We start from the raw sequence: 16,772 nt of genomic DNA, 5'->3' as shown, positions 1-16,772 counted from the left end.
CGTATGTCCTCCTCTGAATTAATCGTTATTTTTACCAAACCACTCGATAGGTTCTGGTTGTGTATTTAATAAAATGTGTTTTGTTTCTAAATATTCTTCTAAGCCTTCATGACCTAGCTCACGTCCAATACCTGACTGCTTGTAGCCACCCCATGGCGCTTGTGCAAAGTAAGGATGGAAATCGTTAATCCACACAGTACCCATGCGCATCTTTTTCGCCACACGGTTTGCTTTGCCGATATCTTTCGTGAAGACACCGCCTGCTAAACCATAAATAGAATCATTTGCGAGACGAATCGCTTCTTCTTCTGTGTCGAATCCTTCAATCGTTACGACCGGACCGAAGACTTCCTCTTGAACAATACGCATTGACGTATCACAATCTGTGATGACCGTCGGCTCAAAGAAGAAACCGTCTTGTAAATCTTCACGTTCAGGACGTTTACCGCCAATCGCAATCGTCGCGCCTTCTTTTTTCGCAACTTCCATATAGCCTTCAACTTTCTCGCGATGTGCCGCAGAAATTAGGGGTCCAAGTTCTGTCGTTTCATCAAAACCGTTGCCCATTTTAATGTTTTTAATACGGTCGATTAATGCTTTTTCAAAATCATCTTTGATTGAATTATGCACGATGATACGTGAACCTGCAGAACACACCTGACCTGCATGGAATAACCCTCCATTGAGTGCTTGGTCTACTGCTAAATCAAAGTCCGCGTCATCGAAAATCACATTAGGATTTTTACCACCAAGCTCGAGTGCAATGTTTGTCACATGGTCTGCCGCTTGTTTCATAATGCGTTTCCCTGTTTGAATACCGCCTGTAAATGAGACGAGATCGATATCTTTATGTGTTGACATGATGTCCCCAATGTCAGAACCTGCACCTAAGACAAGATTCACAACTCCTTTAGGGAAACCGACTTCTTCCATAAATTCAAACACGCGAATGGTTGTTAATGGCGTGATTTCACTTGGTTTCATAACGATAGAACATCCTGTTGCGAGTGCTGGCGCAATTTTCCATGACGCTTGAAGTAATGGATAATTCCAAGGCGTGATTTGTGTCACGACGCCAACGGGTTCTTTCACAATCTTGCTGTCTGTATTTGGGATTGGAGAATTCACAATTTCTCCGCCCACTTTATCAGCTAACCCTGCAAAATATAAAAATACGTTATGAATATCGTCCATATCTGCACGAGATTCTTCTAACGTTTTCCCTGTATCTAACGTTTCAAGTTGCGCGAGTTCTTCGCGGTGTTCTTTGATTTTATCTGCAATAGCACGTACCTTTTGGCCTTTCACGTCACCTGTTTCGTCCGCATAAACCCCTTCATCGAATGCGCGACGTGCTGCTAAAATTGCACGTTCAACATCTTCCGTTGTCCCTTCAGCCACTTCGAGAATGACTTCTTGATTATAAGGATTAATAATTTCACGTGTAGCTTTATTACTGCTCTCAACCCACTCACCATCGATAAATTGACGGCGTGATAATTGTTTTACAATCTCCATCAAACGACCCTCCGTTAAGTTTGTTAAGTTTTTATTTAACGAATTTCACAAATTAAACTTTAACAAACTCCTCAATCCTTGTCAACGTTCCGACTCACCTCTGTTGCTTTCGTTAAAAAAATAATAAATGTTTCTAATTTATTGAACTTTATGGTTATAATGCTCATAAAACGTGATAAAATAAAATTTGCAAATTGGAGGTGTGCTGTCGTGAAACAACCTAAATCTTATGAATCACAATTAGAAACAGCCAAAGATATCGTCATCAATTCCATAGCCGAGACAATGGATTTGTACGGTATTAATCGCAGTGTCGGAAATTTATACGGCATTATGCTCTTTAAAGACAGCATGACGTTAGATGAAATGCGCCAAGAACTCCAAATGAGTAAACCAAGCATGAGCGCTGGCGTTAAAAAACTACAAGAGCTCGATGTCGTTAAACAACGTTTTACACGTGGAAGCCGTAAACAACACTTTGAAGCCGAAAAAGACTTTTTCGACTTCTTCAGTAACTTTTTTACAAAAAAATGGCAACGTGAATACACCGTGAACTTTGCGGCTGTGAAAGAAGCTGAAGCCATCATTAATTCCATTTTGGCAGCGGACGATGTTGATGAAGCGACCCGTGAAGAAGCTGAAGAAATCAAAGCACATTTGGCACATTCACGTGTATATTATCACTGGCTAGAAAATATCAGTCAGGCGATACAAACAGGAGAAATTTTTGAACATTACCCTATTCCAGATCCTGAGGAAACAGAAAAATAATAAACGGGCACTTCGCAATAGCCACTGTGCATTTTGATGTTTTTCAAATCATCACGTGGCAACCACCCGCTCTTCAGACTTTAGACAAACCTCACTTTTTTAAGCAGGTTTGTCTTTTTTTGGTTTAAGGGGTATGAAAATAGCCATCAAAACTGAACTAAAAGGCAGATTTTGATGGCTTTCTCATTTGAGACGGGTCCTTAACCCACCTCTTTTTTATTAAGTTATAAGTTATCGTCCTCGTCGTCTTCTTTCTTTTCTGAGACTTGAACGATGCGTAACGAACGACGTTCAATTTTCTTAAAGCGTTCCGCGCGTGACTGTAGCGCAATTCTGTCATTCGACAAAATCATTATGAAAGAGATCATAATAATGGAGAATATGACGATTAAAGGAACACCGGCGACAATCGAGGCCGTTTGTAGGATTTCCAGTGCTTTTTCTCCTCCCACAAGCATAAGTGAAAATGGAAGTAAGCAAAGCGCAAACGCCCAGAATAAACGGTTCCATTTGAACGGTTCGCCTTTTAATTTCATTTGCGTTGCAGCCGCAACAATATATGACGCTGAGTCAAATGTTGTTACTAAGAATAAAAAGGCAGAAATAATAAATAATACGACAACAACCGTCGAGAACGGCAATTGGCTAATGACTTCAATAATGGTTGCTTCAGTCCCATGCGCATTTAAAAATTTCACTACATCAAATTTTCCTGAGATTTGTAAATATGCCGCATAGTTTCCAAAAATACCGAAGAATAATACACAACCAAATGTACCATAGGCAATAGTGCCTAAAATGACTTCTTTTAATGTACGCCCTTTTGAAATACGCGCAATGAATAATCCAATAAATGGCGCATACACAATCCACCATGCCCAATAGAAAATCGTCCATGTTTGTGGGAAATTGGTTTCTTTACGACCACCAATCCCTCCGAATGGTTCGAGCCATGTGGCCATTTGGAAAAAGTTTTTCAACATATTTCCAAAACCAGTCACTGTGGACTCCATAATGAAAATCGTCGGACCTACAATAAAGACAAACGCCAGTAATACGAGAGACAACCAAACATTTAAGTCACTTAACAGTTGAATCCCTTTTTTCAAACCTTGGTAAGAACTGTAGGCAAAGACAGCCGTGATACACAAGAGCACGATACTTTTGACGACCATGCTGTTACCATCGATGCCAATTAGTTTTTCTAAACCGGCTGTAATCATCGGCACACCCAGTGCGAAAGACGTCGCCGTTCCGCCCATTAAACCAAAAATGAACAAAATGTCGACCAATTTACCTAAAAATTTGTCGGTTTGCCCTTTTAAAATGGGACGACACGCCTGACTGATTTTGTATATCGGTTGTTTTTTCACGAAGACGAGATAACCAATCGGTAAGGCAGGTAACACGTAAATCGACCATGCAATCGGCCCCCAATGGAACATGCCATACATCGTCGCATACCCTAATGCCTGTTCACTCATCGGTTTCGCATCAAATGGTGGACCTTGATAGTAGTACGCCCACTCGATAACACCCCAATACAAAATATCAGAACCAATCCCCGCACAAAAAAGCATAGACGCCCACGCAAAGTCACTAAACTCTGGCTTATCACTTGCGCGTCCAAGCGTGACTGATCCATATTTACCAAACGCAATATAAAGCACGAATCCGAAAATCGTTAAGCCCAAGACTAAATAAATTGCGCCTAGTTTCGACGTTACGAACTCATTCATCGCCATCACGACAGCACGACTTTGATCAGGAAACACCATCATAGGGATGACCGTCAACAATAACGCTAATGCTGTCCCGATAAAAACGACCCAATCTATCATTTTTCGATTTTGAAGCAATAGAAGCTCCCCCTTTATGTATTCAATGCATATGCTCATCTTGCTGAAAATCTTCTGATGTGATTCGTATTAATACATGCAATAGGTTATCTAATATTTCATTTTAATGCAAATTCCATACAGTAAAGTTGTGACAACTTAATGAATATATATAACTTTTTTGTTATGTGAATATTGTCAAAACGCTTTAATTAACTACATAAAGAACGTTAAGAATTTACTTAACAAATTAAATGAGGTATAATTATACTTAAATTACGAATATTTATTTATTTCAAAACGGACTGTTTTTCTTTTTATTTTGCGTACTTTTTATATCCTAATGCCCATCCAAAAAGGTTAAAATTTATGCTATATTGAACATAATCCTTTAAAAATAACAATTAAAAAACCAAATGCCCTCCCCTTGAACATTTGGCTTAATCTTAGTTTACTTTTCTATTTAGGAAAGAAGGTGATTTTCATGCGAAGAGACCAACTTTTCAGTGTACCTGTTTTAATTTTCTTGATTCTTAACTATCTATGTATGCTTGCGCTATTTTCATTTTTATCAAATTTAGGCATCGGTAAAGGATTCTTGTTATCTTTTCCTTTTTTTATCGCTGTCCTGAACTACATTTTCCTTTATATTCGGTATCATAAAGAAAAAGATATTTAACATACACTATTATCATTTTTCCAAAGGCAAAAAGAAAAGAAGGTGATTCTCATAAAGACATTTTTCAAAATAATGAGTGTTGTGGTTTGTATGTTCATTTTAAGTCGTGTTACTTTTTATATTTTACAGTTGCTTTCAGTAGATACTTGGATTGCACGAGGCATTACAATTGCTGTGATTGTTCTCTTTGCGATAGGCGTAAACATTGTCATCTATCGACACTACCATAAAACTTAATAGATGCTTTATGACCTCTCAAAGTTAAAAACCGACCTTCTTTTTAAAGGTCGGTGAAATGTTAAATTCTATTAATTCGTCCACGCAAGGATAAAAACGAAAAGGCCACAAAGCATCGCGAAAATCCCTAAAACTTTACGTTCTCTCAACGTCATAATGCCTAAAGATAAAAAAATAATAGATTGGAGTATTATCCTCACAAACTGGGTCAAATGGATAAGGTGTAAAAGATTAAGGAAGGTCACGATAAGCGCTATACTTCCTATCACCACTGCCCCCCATTCATACGGTAAAAATATTTTATTCATATCTCACTTCGTCAATGAAAAGTAATTAAATTTTGCTAGTTCTTTAAACATTTCACCATGCGTTGTTCACGAAAGCCTTCGTCCTCTACTTCTTCTCCGTCAAATTGATATCCGTGTTGTTCATAAAAATGAATCGTATCAAAATTAGAATCCACCACCCACAATGCCACTTGTTGGGCTTTTTTAGCAATCTCCGCTTCTGCCTTTTGAAGTAGCGCGGACCCTATGCCTTGTCGCTGTACTTCTGGTAATAAGTAAATCATATAAATTTCATATGCCCCTTGTAAATCATCATCATGTGTTGGGCCGTACATGACCACGCCGACAATCCGATGATCTTGTTCAGCGACCCAACAATCCGCATTAAACTGTTGATGTTTCTCAATATAATCTGCTTCATGTTGTGTTTCTAAATGTGCATCTGGTACAAGCCCTTTGTATGTATCGATATAGGATAAATAATGTACTTTCGCAATTTCTGGAATATCTGCTGCTTTTTTACGTCGAATCACCATCGATTGCCCCTCTCACATCTTCTTTATTTATGATTATAAATCAAAAATAGAGTGTACAGACCCTCAATATGCCTGCCCACTTTAGAGTATGACTAAATGCTTATAAAGTTAAACTCTCCGTATTCATCCTATTTATCTGTTTGGTTATCAAAATTACGGCCTTCTAAACCGGCTAATTCTTCTTTTGAGGCTTTTGGAGATTTCATTTCAAATATTTCATCGACGACCGTGTAATCATAATGCCCTAAACGTGCGATAGGTCGTATGGATTTGATGTCTAATTTTCCATTATTTAAAATGACGTTATCATCAATATGCACTTGAGCCACGCGTCCAATCACAATGTCTACGGTAGAAACGGGGTCCCCTGTAGGAATACGAATCGTTGTACGTATTCACACTCAAAGTGCACCGGCGACTCTTTAACACGATAACCGGGTACTTCAATACACGCTTCCTTTGTGACCCCTGCGAATTCAAATTCATCTTCTTGAGGGGGTAAGGCTTTCAAAGATAAATTGACCGCTTCTCTTAAGTCATACGTCGCCATGTTCCAAACAAACCATCCTGTTTCTTCCGAATTCTTTACCGTATCTTTGCGTTCATGATCGGCTAACACGGATTGATTCGCCGCAAACATCACCATAGGGGATCCCCCCATGTTAAGTTTTGATATTGACTATATGGCGCCAAATTATCCACGCCATCCTTTGATTGGGTAGAAATCCATCCTATCGGTCTTGGCACCGTACTACTCTTAAACGGATCGTGTGGTAAACCATGACTTCTCACGCCTTGTTTTGGTGAATAATGCATTTCAACAACACCCCTTTTATTTATCTCTAACTTTAGTGTAGGAAATCATAAAACGAAGGTCTAATACTAAAATACTATTCATTTATTACCATAAGCTATAGATTAGTTGATTTTCTAGATTCATTTAAAAAATCTTCTATTGTTTGCTGATCTTTTTTTTGTTCCAAATAGTATTCCATAGCTGTGGCAACATCATAAGTATAAGTGTATATATATCCGTATCTATTTTCCAAACCATCTACTGAAACTTTGCCTATGAAATTATATTTCCTTTCATAATCACTATACGGTAACACAAAAAAATTTCCTATTACATTTAAGTTATTTGCAAAAGTATCTTTATAGTATAACTGTTTCACAATACTTTCCCAACCTGGCAAGTAATTGCTACTTTTAAAATTAACTTTATAATATTTCGCATCTAAAATAATTACATCATCATAATAACGCGTTAATATATCTGGTATTTGCTTTGTATAATACTTGTTATTGTTTATCTCCCAAAAAGGATGAGGAACATACTTTTCTAGTTTCACATCGTGATTAAATATATTTTTTAACATTTCTTCCCATATCCAGTAAAAATATGGAGTCACATAACCTCTGATTGCATTTTCATTATCTATAAGTTCTAAATACTTAATAATATTAATTAAAAGTCGTTTCTCTCGGTCTTTAAACGTATCAAGTAATTTGCTTTTTAAAATACCCATACACTGATTTCTATTTAAAAATAAATTTATATTTTGCCGTGGAATATTTATGTCAAATAACCACCCGAACTTTTTTATACAATCTATCATAACGGATTTATGAATTTTAGATATGACACCATTAAAATTAATATTATTTTTCTCTGTAATTAATTCATTGTATATAATAGAGGAATTTTTTACAAATGGAATTTTCTTTTTTATAGTTTGCCCCCACAATATTTTACCTTTTCCATTTATCTCTCTCTTGTTACTATCTTCGATAAAAAATCCATTTCGTTTAAAATCATGTATTAACCATTCAGCTGTTTTAATAATGTTAAAATTCTCATTATCCGAAAGCCATTCATCATAAAATTCTGAATTATTTATATTGTTTTTATATTTTTTTATAGTTTTCAAAAGTAGTGCTGCATTTGAAATTATCTCATCTTCACTGTTGTGATTTTTTAATTTGAAACCTTTGGGAAAAAATATATATGTTAGTCCCTGTGAATAAGTGATTCCACTAAACTTTAAAATAACTTTCCCATTTGCTGTTCTACCAAAAAAATTTTTTTCAATTTCATTATTACCTATATCAAAGTTTTCGTATGTTTCTCCCTCAATAAAATATTTAAACTGCATAACTAAACATCCTCAGGATAATATTCATTGATGAAATTTTGAAACTCTTTGTTAAAACAGTTTAAGCCTTGATTCTTATATAAATAAATCACTTGAGAAAAAAAACTAGTTTCTGCAAATAATAGAGATCTTTCGTACCTTAATACATCATCCCAAAGATATATTAACAGTTTAGATGCAACTTGATTCTTATCGTTTAGATTATTGATTGACATAAACCACGGACCAATCAGTTTATCTTCTTCAACACCGTTTATTGCTAGAAATTCGTTTAATGCTTTAATGAATGATATCCACCCTAAATCTAGACCTGCTATTTTAACATTTTTTAAAGTTAACACATCATAATCAATAGGTATATACTCAAATTCCCATCTTCTTTTAAATGCGCTATCCATTACAAATACTCCTTGATCCGAACTGTTCATGGTAGCAATAATATCAAAATTAGAAGGAATAAAAATATTTGCTATATTCATACCAGTTACTTTTTTAAAATACTCACTTATTTCTTTGTTTTTTATTTTGTAATTACTATTACCATCACTATCTCGGTCTAGTAATTGAAATAAGTCCCCAAAAACTGCTGCGGTATTAGCTCTATTGATTTCTTCAATAATTAATCCGAATTTTTTTTGAGGGTTAATTATTGCCTTTATTAATAATTCGGTGAAAGTGCCAGGTACAAACTCATATTTTATTGAGCCGTCATCAGTTTGTAGAGGTCTTATACTTCCAACAAAATCTTGATATGTATACTCTGGATGAAATGTGACTCTATCATAATTTGAATAAGAATTATCAACTAAATAAGATTTTCCTGTGCCAGGAGCTCCATAATATATTTTATTAATTCCTCCAGTCACGCGGTTGTCTATATTTTCATATTCTTTAAGTGAGTTCTTACTTAACTCATCTGAACTTCCAATTAAGTCACTTTCAAAAAGAAAATTCATATACATTTGTGCTGCTACCAAAGTCTCAAAATCCATTTTTAAAGCAGCTTTTGATTCATTAAATTTTTCTTCTGTGCTTAAATCATAGTTTATTTCATTTGATATCATATTAATTAATTCAAAATTCTTGAAGGTAATCAAAAATGTTTCAGGATTTAAAAAGAAATCTACATTTTTCTTATACTTGTCATTGTATAATCTATTTAAATGTAAGATTTTTTGGACAATTAAATGAAATTCTTCATTATTTTGAGCCTTGAGCCACTTTTCAAAATTAGATTTTTCCATATTTATATCCCCTTATAAAAATTGAAAATGTCTTTGTCTTCTATTAATGCTGCCTGCATATTTTTCTTGTTAACTTTACTTAAAACATACTTTTCATAATTTTTAACTTTTTCTAAAACATAATCTATATGTGTTTCTTTGATACTTATGTCTTTCTTAGTTAAGTTTAACGTATCTAGTTGACCGAACATTAGATGTATTCTGCTATTGTCTATTTTTTTAGCAACTTCTTTCACATCTATTTCATAAGCAATCCTGCTCTTTAATATATTGAAAGCACAGGTATAGGAGTCTTCATATTTTTCTATAAAACATACAAAACTTTTATACTCTTGAGTAGTTATTTTAGCCTCTCCCGTAAATTTTTTTATTATTAGTAAGATTCTATAGAGAACAAAGAGTGGATGAATAGTAAATCTCTGTCTCTCAATTTTTTCGTCCATGATATGAGTGAGGTACATTTTTTCTACTTGTCTTTCAAATAAAGAGTAATATTTTTCCGTATTTCCAAACTCACCTTCACATTTATCATAAATTTCATAAAATATTTTTGTAGCCTCCTTATTTTTATAATTTTTCTTAGGAGCGCTGGTAGTTGCCAATCCAAGATAATCTGCGTTAGAAACTACTCTAAAGTTATTAAACTTTTTATTAGCTTTTTCATTCACCATTTTTAAATAATCTTCGTATTTCATTTCAGTAAATTTACCGCTTTTTTTCCATTCCATTAAAATCTTTAATGCATAGCATATGTTTTCAATATTCATATCATGCTTAGTTATATACCAATAATTGTCTTTATAATTTTCCTCAATTTTAATATCATCCAAAGTATTTTTAGTATACATGAACCCACATCCTAAAAATTATTCTTAATTACCCTTGCAATCTGTTGTGCTAAGATTGGAGGTACAGCATTACCAATTTGTTTACCAATGGAGGTTTTATTACCGTAAAAAATGAATTTATCATCAAAAGTCTGTATTCTAGCAGCTTCCCTAGCTGTCAATGCCCTATGTCTTTCTGGATGAATTACTCTACCCGCTGAAGGAGTATCAAACCTTGTTGTTATAGTAGGCGATGGTTTTTCCCACTCTAATCTACCATAAGCCCCACTATGCACCGACTTTATATTTTCTTCATTCATATCTCTAAGGTTCATACCAGGTAATACTTTTTTTATTCTAGTAATAGCTATTTCATTATGTCGAGGAGCTACATGATTAAATAATATTTCACTGTTTGCTCTTCTACATTTTTGAAAATCAGATTTTGGATTTATAGTATAATGTAATTTCATTTTTCCTTCACCACTATCCAAAAAGTTTAAATCTTCAATTGCTTCTTTTAGGGTGACAATTTTATTTGAGGATGTATTTGAATCAAGTTCCTTTTTTAGGTCTATATATTTTTTATAATGTCCTACTATAAAAACTCTTTTTCTTTTTTGAGGAACCCCATAATTTGAACTATCAATTAAATTGACACTGACTTTATAGCCAATATCTTTAAATATACTTACTATTTCATCTAATAGATTTCCATTTTCAATCGATAAAAGGCCTGGAACATTTTCAAAAACAAAAGCTTGAGGTGTAAACTTCAATAATGTTTGATAGTAATACTTAAACAAATAATTTCTGGGATCATCTATAAATTCATTTTTTTTTCGTATTCTTGCTCCCGCCATACTAAACCCTTGGCAGGGAGGCCCACCAATAATTAAATCAATATTATTAAAATCCTCATAACAATATTCAATGCTCTGCTTTTCCAGTTCACCTCTTATATATTTCTCAGTGTTAACTGTAAACTCTTTTATATCCTTATTTATCATAAGTGTTTGGGGGTGATTCATCTTATATGAATATGCAATACTCGAATCGATTTCATTCGCTAACATTATTTCATAACCCTCATTAATAAATCCTTGACTAAAACCACCTACACCTGAAAATAAATCGATAACTTTCATCTTGTTTAAAAAACCTTTCTTTTATAGTTTTCATATTCATCATTAAGTCTGTATTTAATATTATAATTTTCTATTCTTTCTATATCATTATTTTTTAAATTAAAAATAGGAGCTAAAAATCTGTTTATTTCATTTATTATCAACTTGGATTTTTTGGTTTTGTAAATAAAATCAATTTGTTTTGAACCTATATATTCTTTATTTGCATCTAAATCGTCTCTCAAGTCACTGGCTAATTTTTTTAAATATTTTAAGTTTAGTTTTTGTACGGCTAATTCGTTAACCATCAAATCATTAAGCTCTTTGTTAGTAATATGCCATCCGTCTGAAATAATTTCCCAAAAATAAAAGTATATGTCAGAATTTAAGATTAAATAAAACAAGTCTCTATAATCCTCATTTTCAAAACACAGCTTTTTGTACTCTGCAGATTGTTGTTCTTCATAAAAACACTTCACCCAAAATGTTACTCTCATATTTAAATACAAATTTATCCTAGTATCATTTTCAAGAAATTCTTCTAATTTCTTATTACCTGATATAAGTTTTTTGTAAATTTTATTATCTAATTTAGTTCCTAACTTCGGTATATAACCTGCATTTAAATTATTATTATTTGTAAAACCCAAGTTTTCTAGCAATTGTAACCTTTCACTACTATACCAATGCATGTAGCTTGTAGTGTTGACAATTTGTCTAGTTTCGTTAATATCTCTAAATAGAAATATAATACTTACTTTTTGATGGACTCCATTAAATAAGGAAGAAGGACGATCAGCAAAGTTGGCAATCCAAATATTATTAAAGTTAGTAAAGATGTAGTTTCTCAAAGAATTCATTCTAGGTGTTGAAACTATTGATATAGGTACTATATATCCAATAGTACCCCTTTGACTTAATAAATTTGATGCTCTTTCAATAAAATATGCATATAAATTTCCAGCTTTTACAGTTTTTAAAACCGGTAAAGAATAACTTTTAATTTTTCTTTTTTCTACATAAGGTGGATTACCTATTATTAAATCAAATTTATCCTCTTTATTAAGTAATTCAAACTTTTCAAAAGGGGAGTCAGATAAAGAGTTAAAGCATTTAATATTCATATCAATATTTTCGTATATATCTAGTTTTAAATTATTTTTAATTATTATTTGTATTATTTTTAGCATTACTCGCGTTTTGCAAATCTCAACTGCTTCTGGCATAATATCATTTGCAAATATATTTTTATTTACTATATTTTTTAGTGTTTCTTCTATAGGAAAACTCATTAACATTTGGTTATAAATTAAGATATATGCATCCATTAAAATATCAATCAAGTTAACTAAAAAAGCTCCTGTACCTACTGAGTTTTCATATATCTTAATATTATTTAAATAAGATAACAATCTTTCTAGATTTTCATATTTCATATTTGAAATGAAATTTTCAAAACTTTCATCAATATTTTTTAATTCAAATACCTCCCCAAAATATGTGAATATATTACCGTATAAACTTCTTTTAACTATGTACTTTATAGTTTCATCATCAGTATAATATGCTCCATTCTCACGTTGGTTTATATATTTCTCAAATACTTTTCCTATGATATCTGGTGTAATATGTTCAGAACTACTATCTAGCAATGACCAAGAATATTTTGATGTGAAATTAACTAATATTTCATTCACATTATTATCGAAACACTCCAATTCATCTACTTGAAATATTTCTTTACATCTCTTCTTAATTAAAATGTCTTCAAAAGTTCCATCTATAAATTCATTTAAAATACCTGCATTTATTATTTGAACTGCTTTCATGTTATCAATCAAATAATCATTCATAAAGCTTGAGTGAATTTTTTTATAATCCTTTAAAAATTTATTAATAGTCTGTTTACTGTTCATTCATTCCATTCCTTACTTTAAGACTCTTATTGATTATATCATCTAAAGCCTAGCTATCATAATCATACTTTTTTTAAAATTAGATGTTCTATTTGCTATAATTTTAAAGACATGAGTATCCCTTCCAGATATTCAAAAAAAAGAAATTAATGTTATATTTCATTAAAATCATATTATATAATAAACTGTCAAAGATAAAAGGAAGTGGCACAAATGACAATTCATACTTTGTATCAACATGGGACATTAGGAGTGTTAATGGCGGGTGCGCTTGAAGGGACCGCACCGATTAAAGATATTTTGAAATATGGAGATTATGGGATAGGTACACTTGAAGGGGGCGACGGAGAGATAATGATTCAAGACGGCGTTGCCTATCATATCAGTGCTGAGGATGAGACTGTTAAAGCGTTAACGGGGGATGAACTCACACCTTATGCGAATGTCATCCAATTTCAAGCGGACACGTCTTTTGAATGTGAAAATGAAACAGAAGAGACCCTTTATCAAAAAGTACGTCAAGCAATGATGAGTGAAAATTTATTTTCTGTCGTTAAAATTTCAGGACATTTTAAAAACATGCATGGCCGAGTCATGCCTAAACAAGATCCACCCTACCGAAAATTAATTGAATCTGCGCGTCAACAACCTGAATATACTTGTCATGATATTGAGGGGACGATTATCGCTTTTTACACGCCAGAATTTTATCATGGCGTTGGTTCTGCAGGCTTTCATCCCCACTTTTTATCTGAAGACCGTTCGTTTTTAGCACATGTCCTTCATTTTGAAACGGGACGTATCCAAGTCGAAATCCAAAACTGTCAGGCCTTTCATCAAATGCTTCCATCAACAGACAGTTTCTTAAACAAAAGAATCAATTTCGATCATATTCGTGAAGACATCGAAGAAACTGAATAACAATTCACCTTTCAATATTTAAAAGTGTATTTCAACTAAATGAATTATTCATGTTAAAACAAAAAGAAGTTGAGCTGTTTTATATCGCTCAACTTCTTTTGTGTAATCGTAACTCTAAATACAAAACAAAAAATTAATTTTTTTTGTTATTTTTTTTGGTTATTCACTAATTTTTTATAAAATGCATCTAATTTATCGAGCTGTTCTTTTAGAACTTCTGGTTCTGGAATTTCTTCTCCTATAATTTCAGCTTTATCATGAACCCACTTAGATGACTCTGTCATTCTTTTTGTAATTTCTAAAACATATTCTTGGTTAACAGCTGCTTTATCTAGCCTTTGAGTTTGTATAGCATAATCAAACCTTCTCACTGCACCATTAAATAATACATCTTCAACACTTTTTTCCCATGTTTCTCGTATTTTTTCAAACCAAAGCTTTATTTGATTTTCGTAATTTATTAAATCTTCTGGTCTATCATCAGAGAGATTTTTATATGTAGTTTGTAATTTTTGATAATCATCTTTTAATTTAGATATTCTTTTTTTTACACTTAAGGTTATCCAACCGTGGTCATCTGTAGAAATTCCAGTTTTATTTTTAATTCTCCTTAGTGTCACTTGCTCACAATTTATATTATTAAGGTTTGCTTTATCAACCATTATTTTCAGAAAAAGTAAATCGTGAGTAAATATTACTACTTGCCTAGTAAAGCATTCATTAATAAGACGATTGGCAATAGTTTCTTTTCTTTTATTATCTAAAGAAGAAACTGGATCATCAAGAATTATACAAATATTATCTTCACTTAATGAACTTTCAGCTAAAAAATTGGCCAACGATATTGCTCTTTGTTCTCCTTCACTTAATATATTGACAGGCTTTTCACCTTTAATTAGAAGTTTCTTAAAAGTGGTTCCTTTTTTACCTCTCTGACTTATTTCGGTAGAAAAATTGGCATTCAACTTTATGCACTCTTCTTCAAAAATATCTATATATTTCTGAGTCACATATTTACTAAACAATTCATTTTGCTTACGAGTTATTTTAGTAGTGTTAATCTTGACTTTTTTTGCTTTCTCTAACCAGTTTTGAGTTAAATAGTATTCCTCTATTTCAGAAATCAAGTTATTTGCTAATGATTTGTCACTAAATTCGTCTTCTTCTTTCTCTAAAGCACGTATCTCTTTTTTTATATCAAATTCATTCAAACTATCAATATAGTTATTCAATTTCTCTATTTGATTATCAATTAACTTACAATCAAAATTAAGTTCATTACCTTCATAGATATTCCATGTACCTTTCTTCAGGGATTCTATAATTTTTTCTTTTAAATCTATTAATGATTCGGAAAACTCTTTAATATACTCTAAGAAATTCAAATCATTTTTACTAATCCAATTGTACAAAACTGTATCTTCCCTTATTAACACACCATCTATATTAGAGTATAAATCGATTTTCTCTTTTATTTTTTGTTCTTCTAAATTAACCAAAGACCTGTATCCGCTTTTTAAGTATTCCCAATATTCATTCAATATATTTGTATGTTGAATATTTTGTCTACAAAGTAAACAATTTTCTACCTCATGTTCTATTGTATTATAGTAGTTAAAAGCTGCTTCAAGAAAATTTTCCCATTCCTGAGATCCAATATTTTTTATATTGTAGTCTTTAAACCTCTCCACCCCTTCTTCGGAAGATAATCTTCTTAATGATTCTGTGTTATTCACTAAATTCTCTAAACAAGCAAATGTGGTTTTATTAAACATACCATTAATACTGGAGAGATATTTTTTTATCTCTCTAAATTGCTTTATTAGGTCTTTGTATGTTTTTATTTGCTCAGAGGGATCTTGCGCTTTAAGATTTAATAATTTTCTGTAATTTTTCTCCCTTCTTTCTTTATCATTATCAGTGATTAATATCGATTCCTTAAAATGTTCAAGATTACTGTAAGAATCTATGTTTTCTATTAATTTTTTTACTGATGTTTCTTTCATAAATTGCTTTTTAAAGGAATCATTTAATTGATGTTTTTTTACTTCTTCATCAAATCTCTTTTTTACCAACTCGATAGCTTCAAGAAATTTATCAAAGAAGTCAAATTCGAACGGTGTAAAAGATAATTCTGATTCATTAGTTAACCCCTCAGTAGCACTGTGAGAGTCAAATACTGCTACTTTTTTATAGAAGGGATGCTTTTTTACGTCAGGATAGTTAATTGATTCAATCTCTTCGTTTTCATATTCAAATAATGTAACTGCGCTTGGTTCACTATATTTATCGTCAAAAATATTTTGCAGTATCTTCTTATCTCCCTTTGAAATAAATATATTATTTAGTAAGCGAGTATAACCTGTTTTTCCACTCCCGTTTTCTCCGTATATAATAGTTAGTTGTGGACCGATTCCTAACTTAGCATTTTCATGAATAGCATTTACTCCAACAACATTTTCGAGCCCTTTCCATTTAATTGAATTATTTTTTATTCCCTCGTTGACCTCTTGGATATTTTTAAACTTTAATTCTTCTTCAATTATATTTTTATCACTTAGTTTATTTTCAACCATGACTATTTCAAAGACTTTTTCTACGTCTTCATAAGTAAATATTTCATTTTTTAAAATTTTTTCCGCTATTACTTTTTGCCAATAAGATAATTCCTCAACCCAATCTAATATATCATTTAAAAGCACGCATTAATCCCCT

12 protein-coding genes and 1 pseudogene are annotated in these 16,772 nt (G+C 32.2%); 3 read left to right on the top strand and 10 right to left on the bottom strand.

The window, feature by feature from the left end:
- Positions 1 to 18: 18 nt before the first annotated feature.
- Positions 19 to 1,518, bottom strand: a complete 1,500-nt coding sequence (betB, locus tag PYW36_RS01240) for a betaine-aldehyde dehydrogenase (RefSeq protein WP_103159082.1) — start codon at positions 1,516 to 1,518, stop codon at positions 19 to 21.
- Between the two features lie 210 nt (positions 1,519 to 1,728).
- Between betB and cudC the strand changes: the two genes are divergently transcribed.
- The gene (gene cudC, locus PYW36_RS01235; RefSeq protein WP_103159083.1) at positions 1,729 to 2,289 is read left to right on the top strand and encodes a choline uptake/conversion transcriptional regulator CudC; all 561 of its coding nucleotides are present in this window, start codon (positions 1,729 to 1,731) and stop codon (positions 2,287 to 2,289) included.
- A 224-nt stretch (positions 2,290 to 2,513) separates the two neighbouring features.
- Here the strand turns inward: cudC and PYW36_RS01230 are convergent, their stop codons facing one another.
- Entirely contained in the window at positions 2,514 to 4,130 is a 1,617-nt protein-coding gene (locus PYW36_RS01230; protein WP_037577153.1) for a BCCT family transporter, read from the bottom strand.
- Positions 4,131 to 4,896: 766 nt separating this feature from the next.
- Between PYW36_RS01230 and PYW36_RS01225 the strand changes: the two genes are divergently transcribed.
- Positions 4,897 to 5,043: a hypothetical protein gene (locus PYW36_RS01225; RefSeq protein WP_157946134.1), complete on the top strand. Its 147-nt coding sequence runs from the start codon at positions 4,897 to 4,899 to the stop codon at positions 5,041 to 5,043.
- 343 nt (positions 5,044 to 5,386) lie between these two features.
- On the opposite strand, the gene PYW36_RS01220 is transcribed toward PYW36_RS01225, so the two are convergent.
- The 7 genes and pseudogenes from PYW36_RS01220 to PYW36_RS01190 form a co-directional block, all read right to left on the bottom strand.
- On the bottom strand, positions 5,387 to 5,863 hold the full coding sequence (locus PYW36_RS01220; RefSeq protein WP_107368069.1) for a GNAT family N-acetyltransferase: 477 nt from the start codon (positions 5,861 to 5,863) through the stop codon (positions 5,387 to 5,389).
- 131 nt (positions 5,864 to 5,994) lie between these two features.
- Positions 5,995 to 6,682: pseudogene (locus PYW36_RS01215) on the bottom strand (flavin reductase family protein).
- Between the two features lie 95 nt (positions 6,683 to 6,777).
- Positions 6,778 to 8,022, bottom strand: coding sequence for an LlaJI family restriction endonuclease (locus PYW36_RS01210; RefSeq protein ID WP_115346985.1), 1,245 nt, complete (start codon positions 8,020 to 8,022; stop codon positions 6,778 to 6,780).
- 2 nt (positions 8,023 to 8,024) lie between these two features.
- Entirely contained in the window at positions 8,025 to 9,266 is a 1,242-nt protein-coding gene (locus tag PYW36_RS01205) for an McrB family protein (protein WP_103159697.1), read from the bottom strand.
- Positions 9,267 to 9,268: 2 nt separating this feature from the next.
- Complete coding sequence (locus tag PYW36_RS01200) at positions 9,269 to 10,114, bottom strand: hypothetical protein (protein ID WP_115346984.1); 846 nt, start codon at positions 10,112 to 10,114, stop codon at positions 9,269 to 9,271.
- An 11-nt stretch (positions 10,115 to 10,125) separates the two neighbouring features.
- On the bottom strand, positions 10,126 to 11,241 hold the full coding sequence (locus tag PYW36_RS01195) for a DNA cytosine methyltransferase (RefSeq protein WP_103159612.1): 1,116 nt from the start codon (positions 11,239 to 11,241) through the stop codon (positions 10,126 to 10,128).
- A gap of 5 nt (positions 11,242 to 11,246) precedes the next feature.
- Positions 11,247 to 13,136 (bottom strand): Eco57I restriction-modification methylase domain-containing protein, encoded by a 1,890-nt coding sequence (locus PYW36_RS01190; RefSeq protein WP_115346983.1) that lies wholly within the window; start codon positions 13,134 to 13,136, stop codon positions 11,247 to 11,249.
- A 213-nt stretch (positions 13,137 to 13,349) separates the two neighbouring features.
- Between PYW36_RS01190 and budA the strand changes: the two genes are divergently transcribed.
- Positions 13,350 to 14,057, top strand: coding sequence for an acetolactate decarboxylase (gene budA, locus PYW36_RS01185; RefSeq protein ID WP_103159626.1), 708 nt, complete (start codon positions 13,350 to 13,352; stop codon positions 14,055 to 14,057).
- 146 nt (positions 14,058 to 14,203) lie between these two features.
- Here the strand turns inward: budA and PYW36_RS01180 are convergent, their stop codons facing one another.
- Positions 14,204 to 16,759 carry an AAA family ATPase gene (locus tag PYW36_RS01180; protein ID WP_103159625.1) on the bottom strand — a complete coding sequence of 852 codons (2,556 nt, stop codon included), beginning with the start codon at positions 16,757 to 16,759 and terminating at the stop codon, positions 14,204 to 14,206.
- Positions 16,760 to 16,772 lie beyond the last annotated feature (13 nt).

It is taken from the genome of Staphylococcus chromogenes (assembly GCF_029024625.1).
Lineage (GTDB): Bacteria > Bacillota > Bacilli > Staphylococcales > Staphylococcaceae > Staphylococcus > Staphylococcus chromogenes.
Note: the sequence above shows the minus strand (reverse complement) of the source record. Positions and strands in the feature narration are given on the sequence as shown.

Bases quoted from the DNA above. Each gene is read 5' to 3' on its own strand.
- PYW36_RS01190 (WP_115346983.1), bottom strand. From the start codon at position 13,136: ATGAACAGTAAACAGACTATTAATAAATTTTTAAAGGATTATAAAAAA.
- betB (WP_103159082.1), bottom strand. From the start codon at position 1,518: ATGGAGATTGTAAAACAATTATCACGCCGTCAATTTATCGATGGTGAG.
- PYW36_RS01230 (WP_037577153.1), bottom strand. From the start codon at position 4,130: ATGATAGATTGGGTCGTTTTTATCGGGACAGCATTAGCGTTATTGTTG.
- PYW36_RS01195 (WP_103159612.1), bottom strand. From the start codon at position 11,241: ATGAAAGTTATCGATTTATTTTCAGGTGTAGGTGGTTTTAGTCAAGGA.
- PYW36_RS01225 (WP_157946134.1), top strand. From the start codon at position 4,897: ATGTTCATTTTAAGTCGTGTTACTTTTTATATTTTACAGTTGCTTTCA.
- PYW36_RS01200 (WP_115346984.1), bottom strand. From the start codon at position 10,114: ATGTATACTAAAAATACTTTGGATGATATTAAAATTGAGGAAAATTAT.
- PYW36_RS01210 (WP_115346985.1), bottom strand. From the start codon at position 8,022: ATGCAGTTTAAATATTTTATTGAGGGAGAAACATACGAAAACTTTGAT.
- PYW36_RS01205 (WP_103159697.1), bottom strand. From the start codon at position 9,266: ATGGAAAAATCTAATTTTGAAAAGTGGCTCAAGGCTCAAAATAATGAA.
- budA (WP_103159626.1), top strand. From the start codon at position 13,350: ATGACAATTCATACTTTGTATCAACATGGGACATTAGGAGTGTTAATG.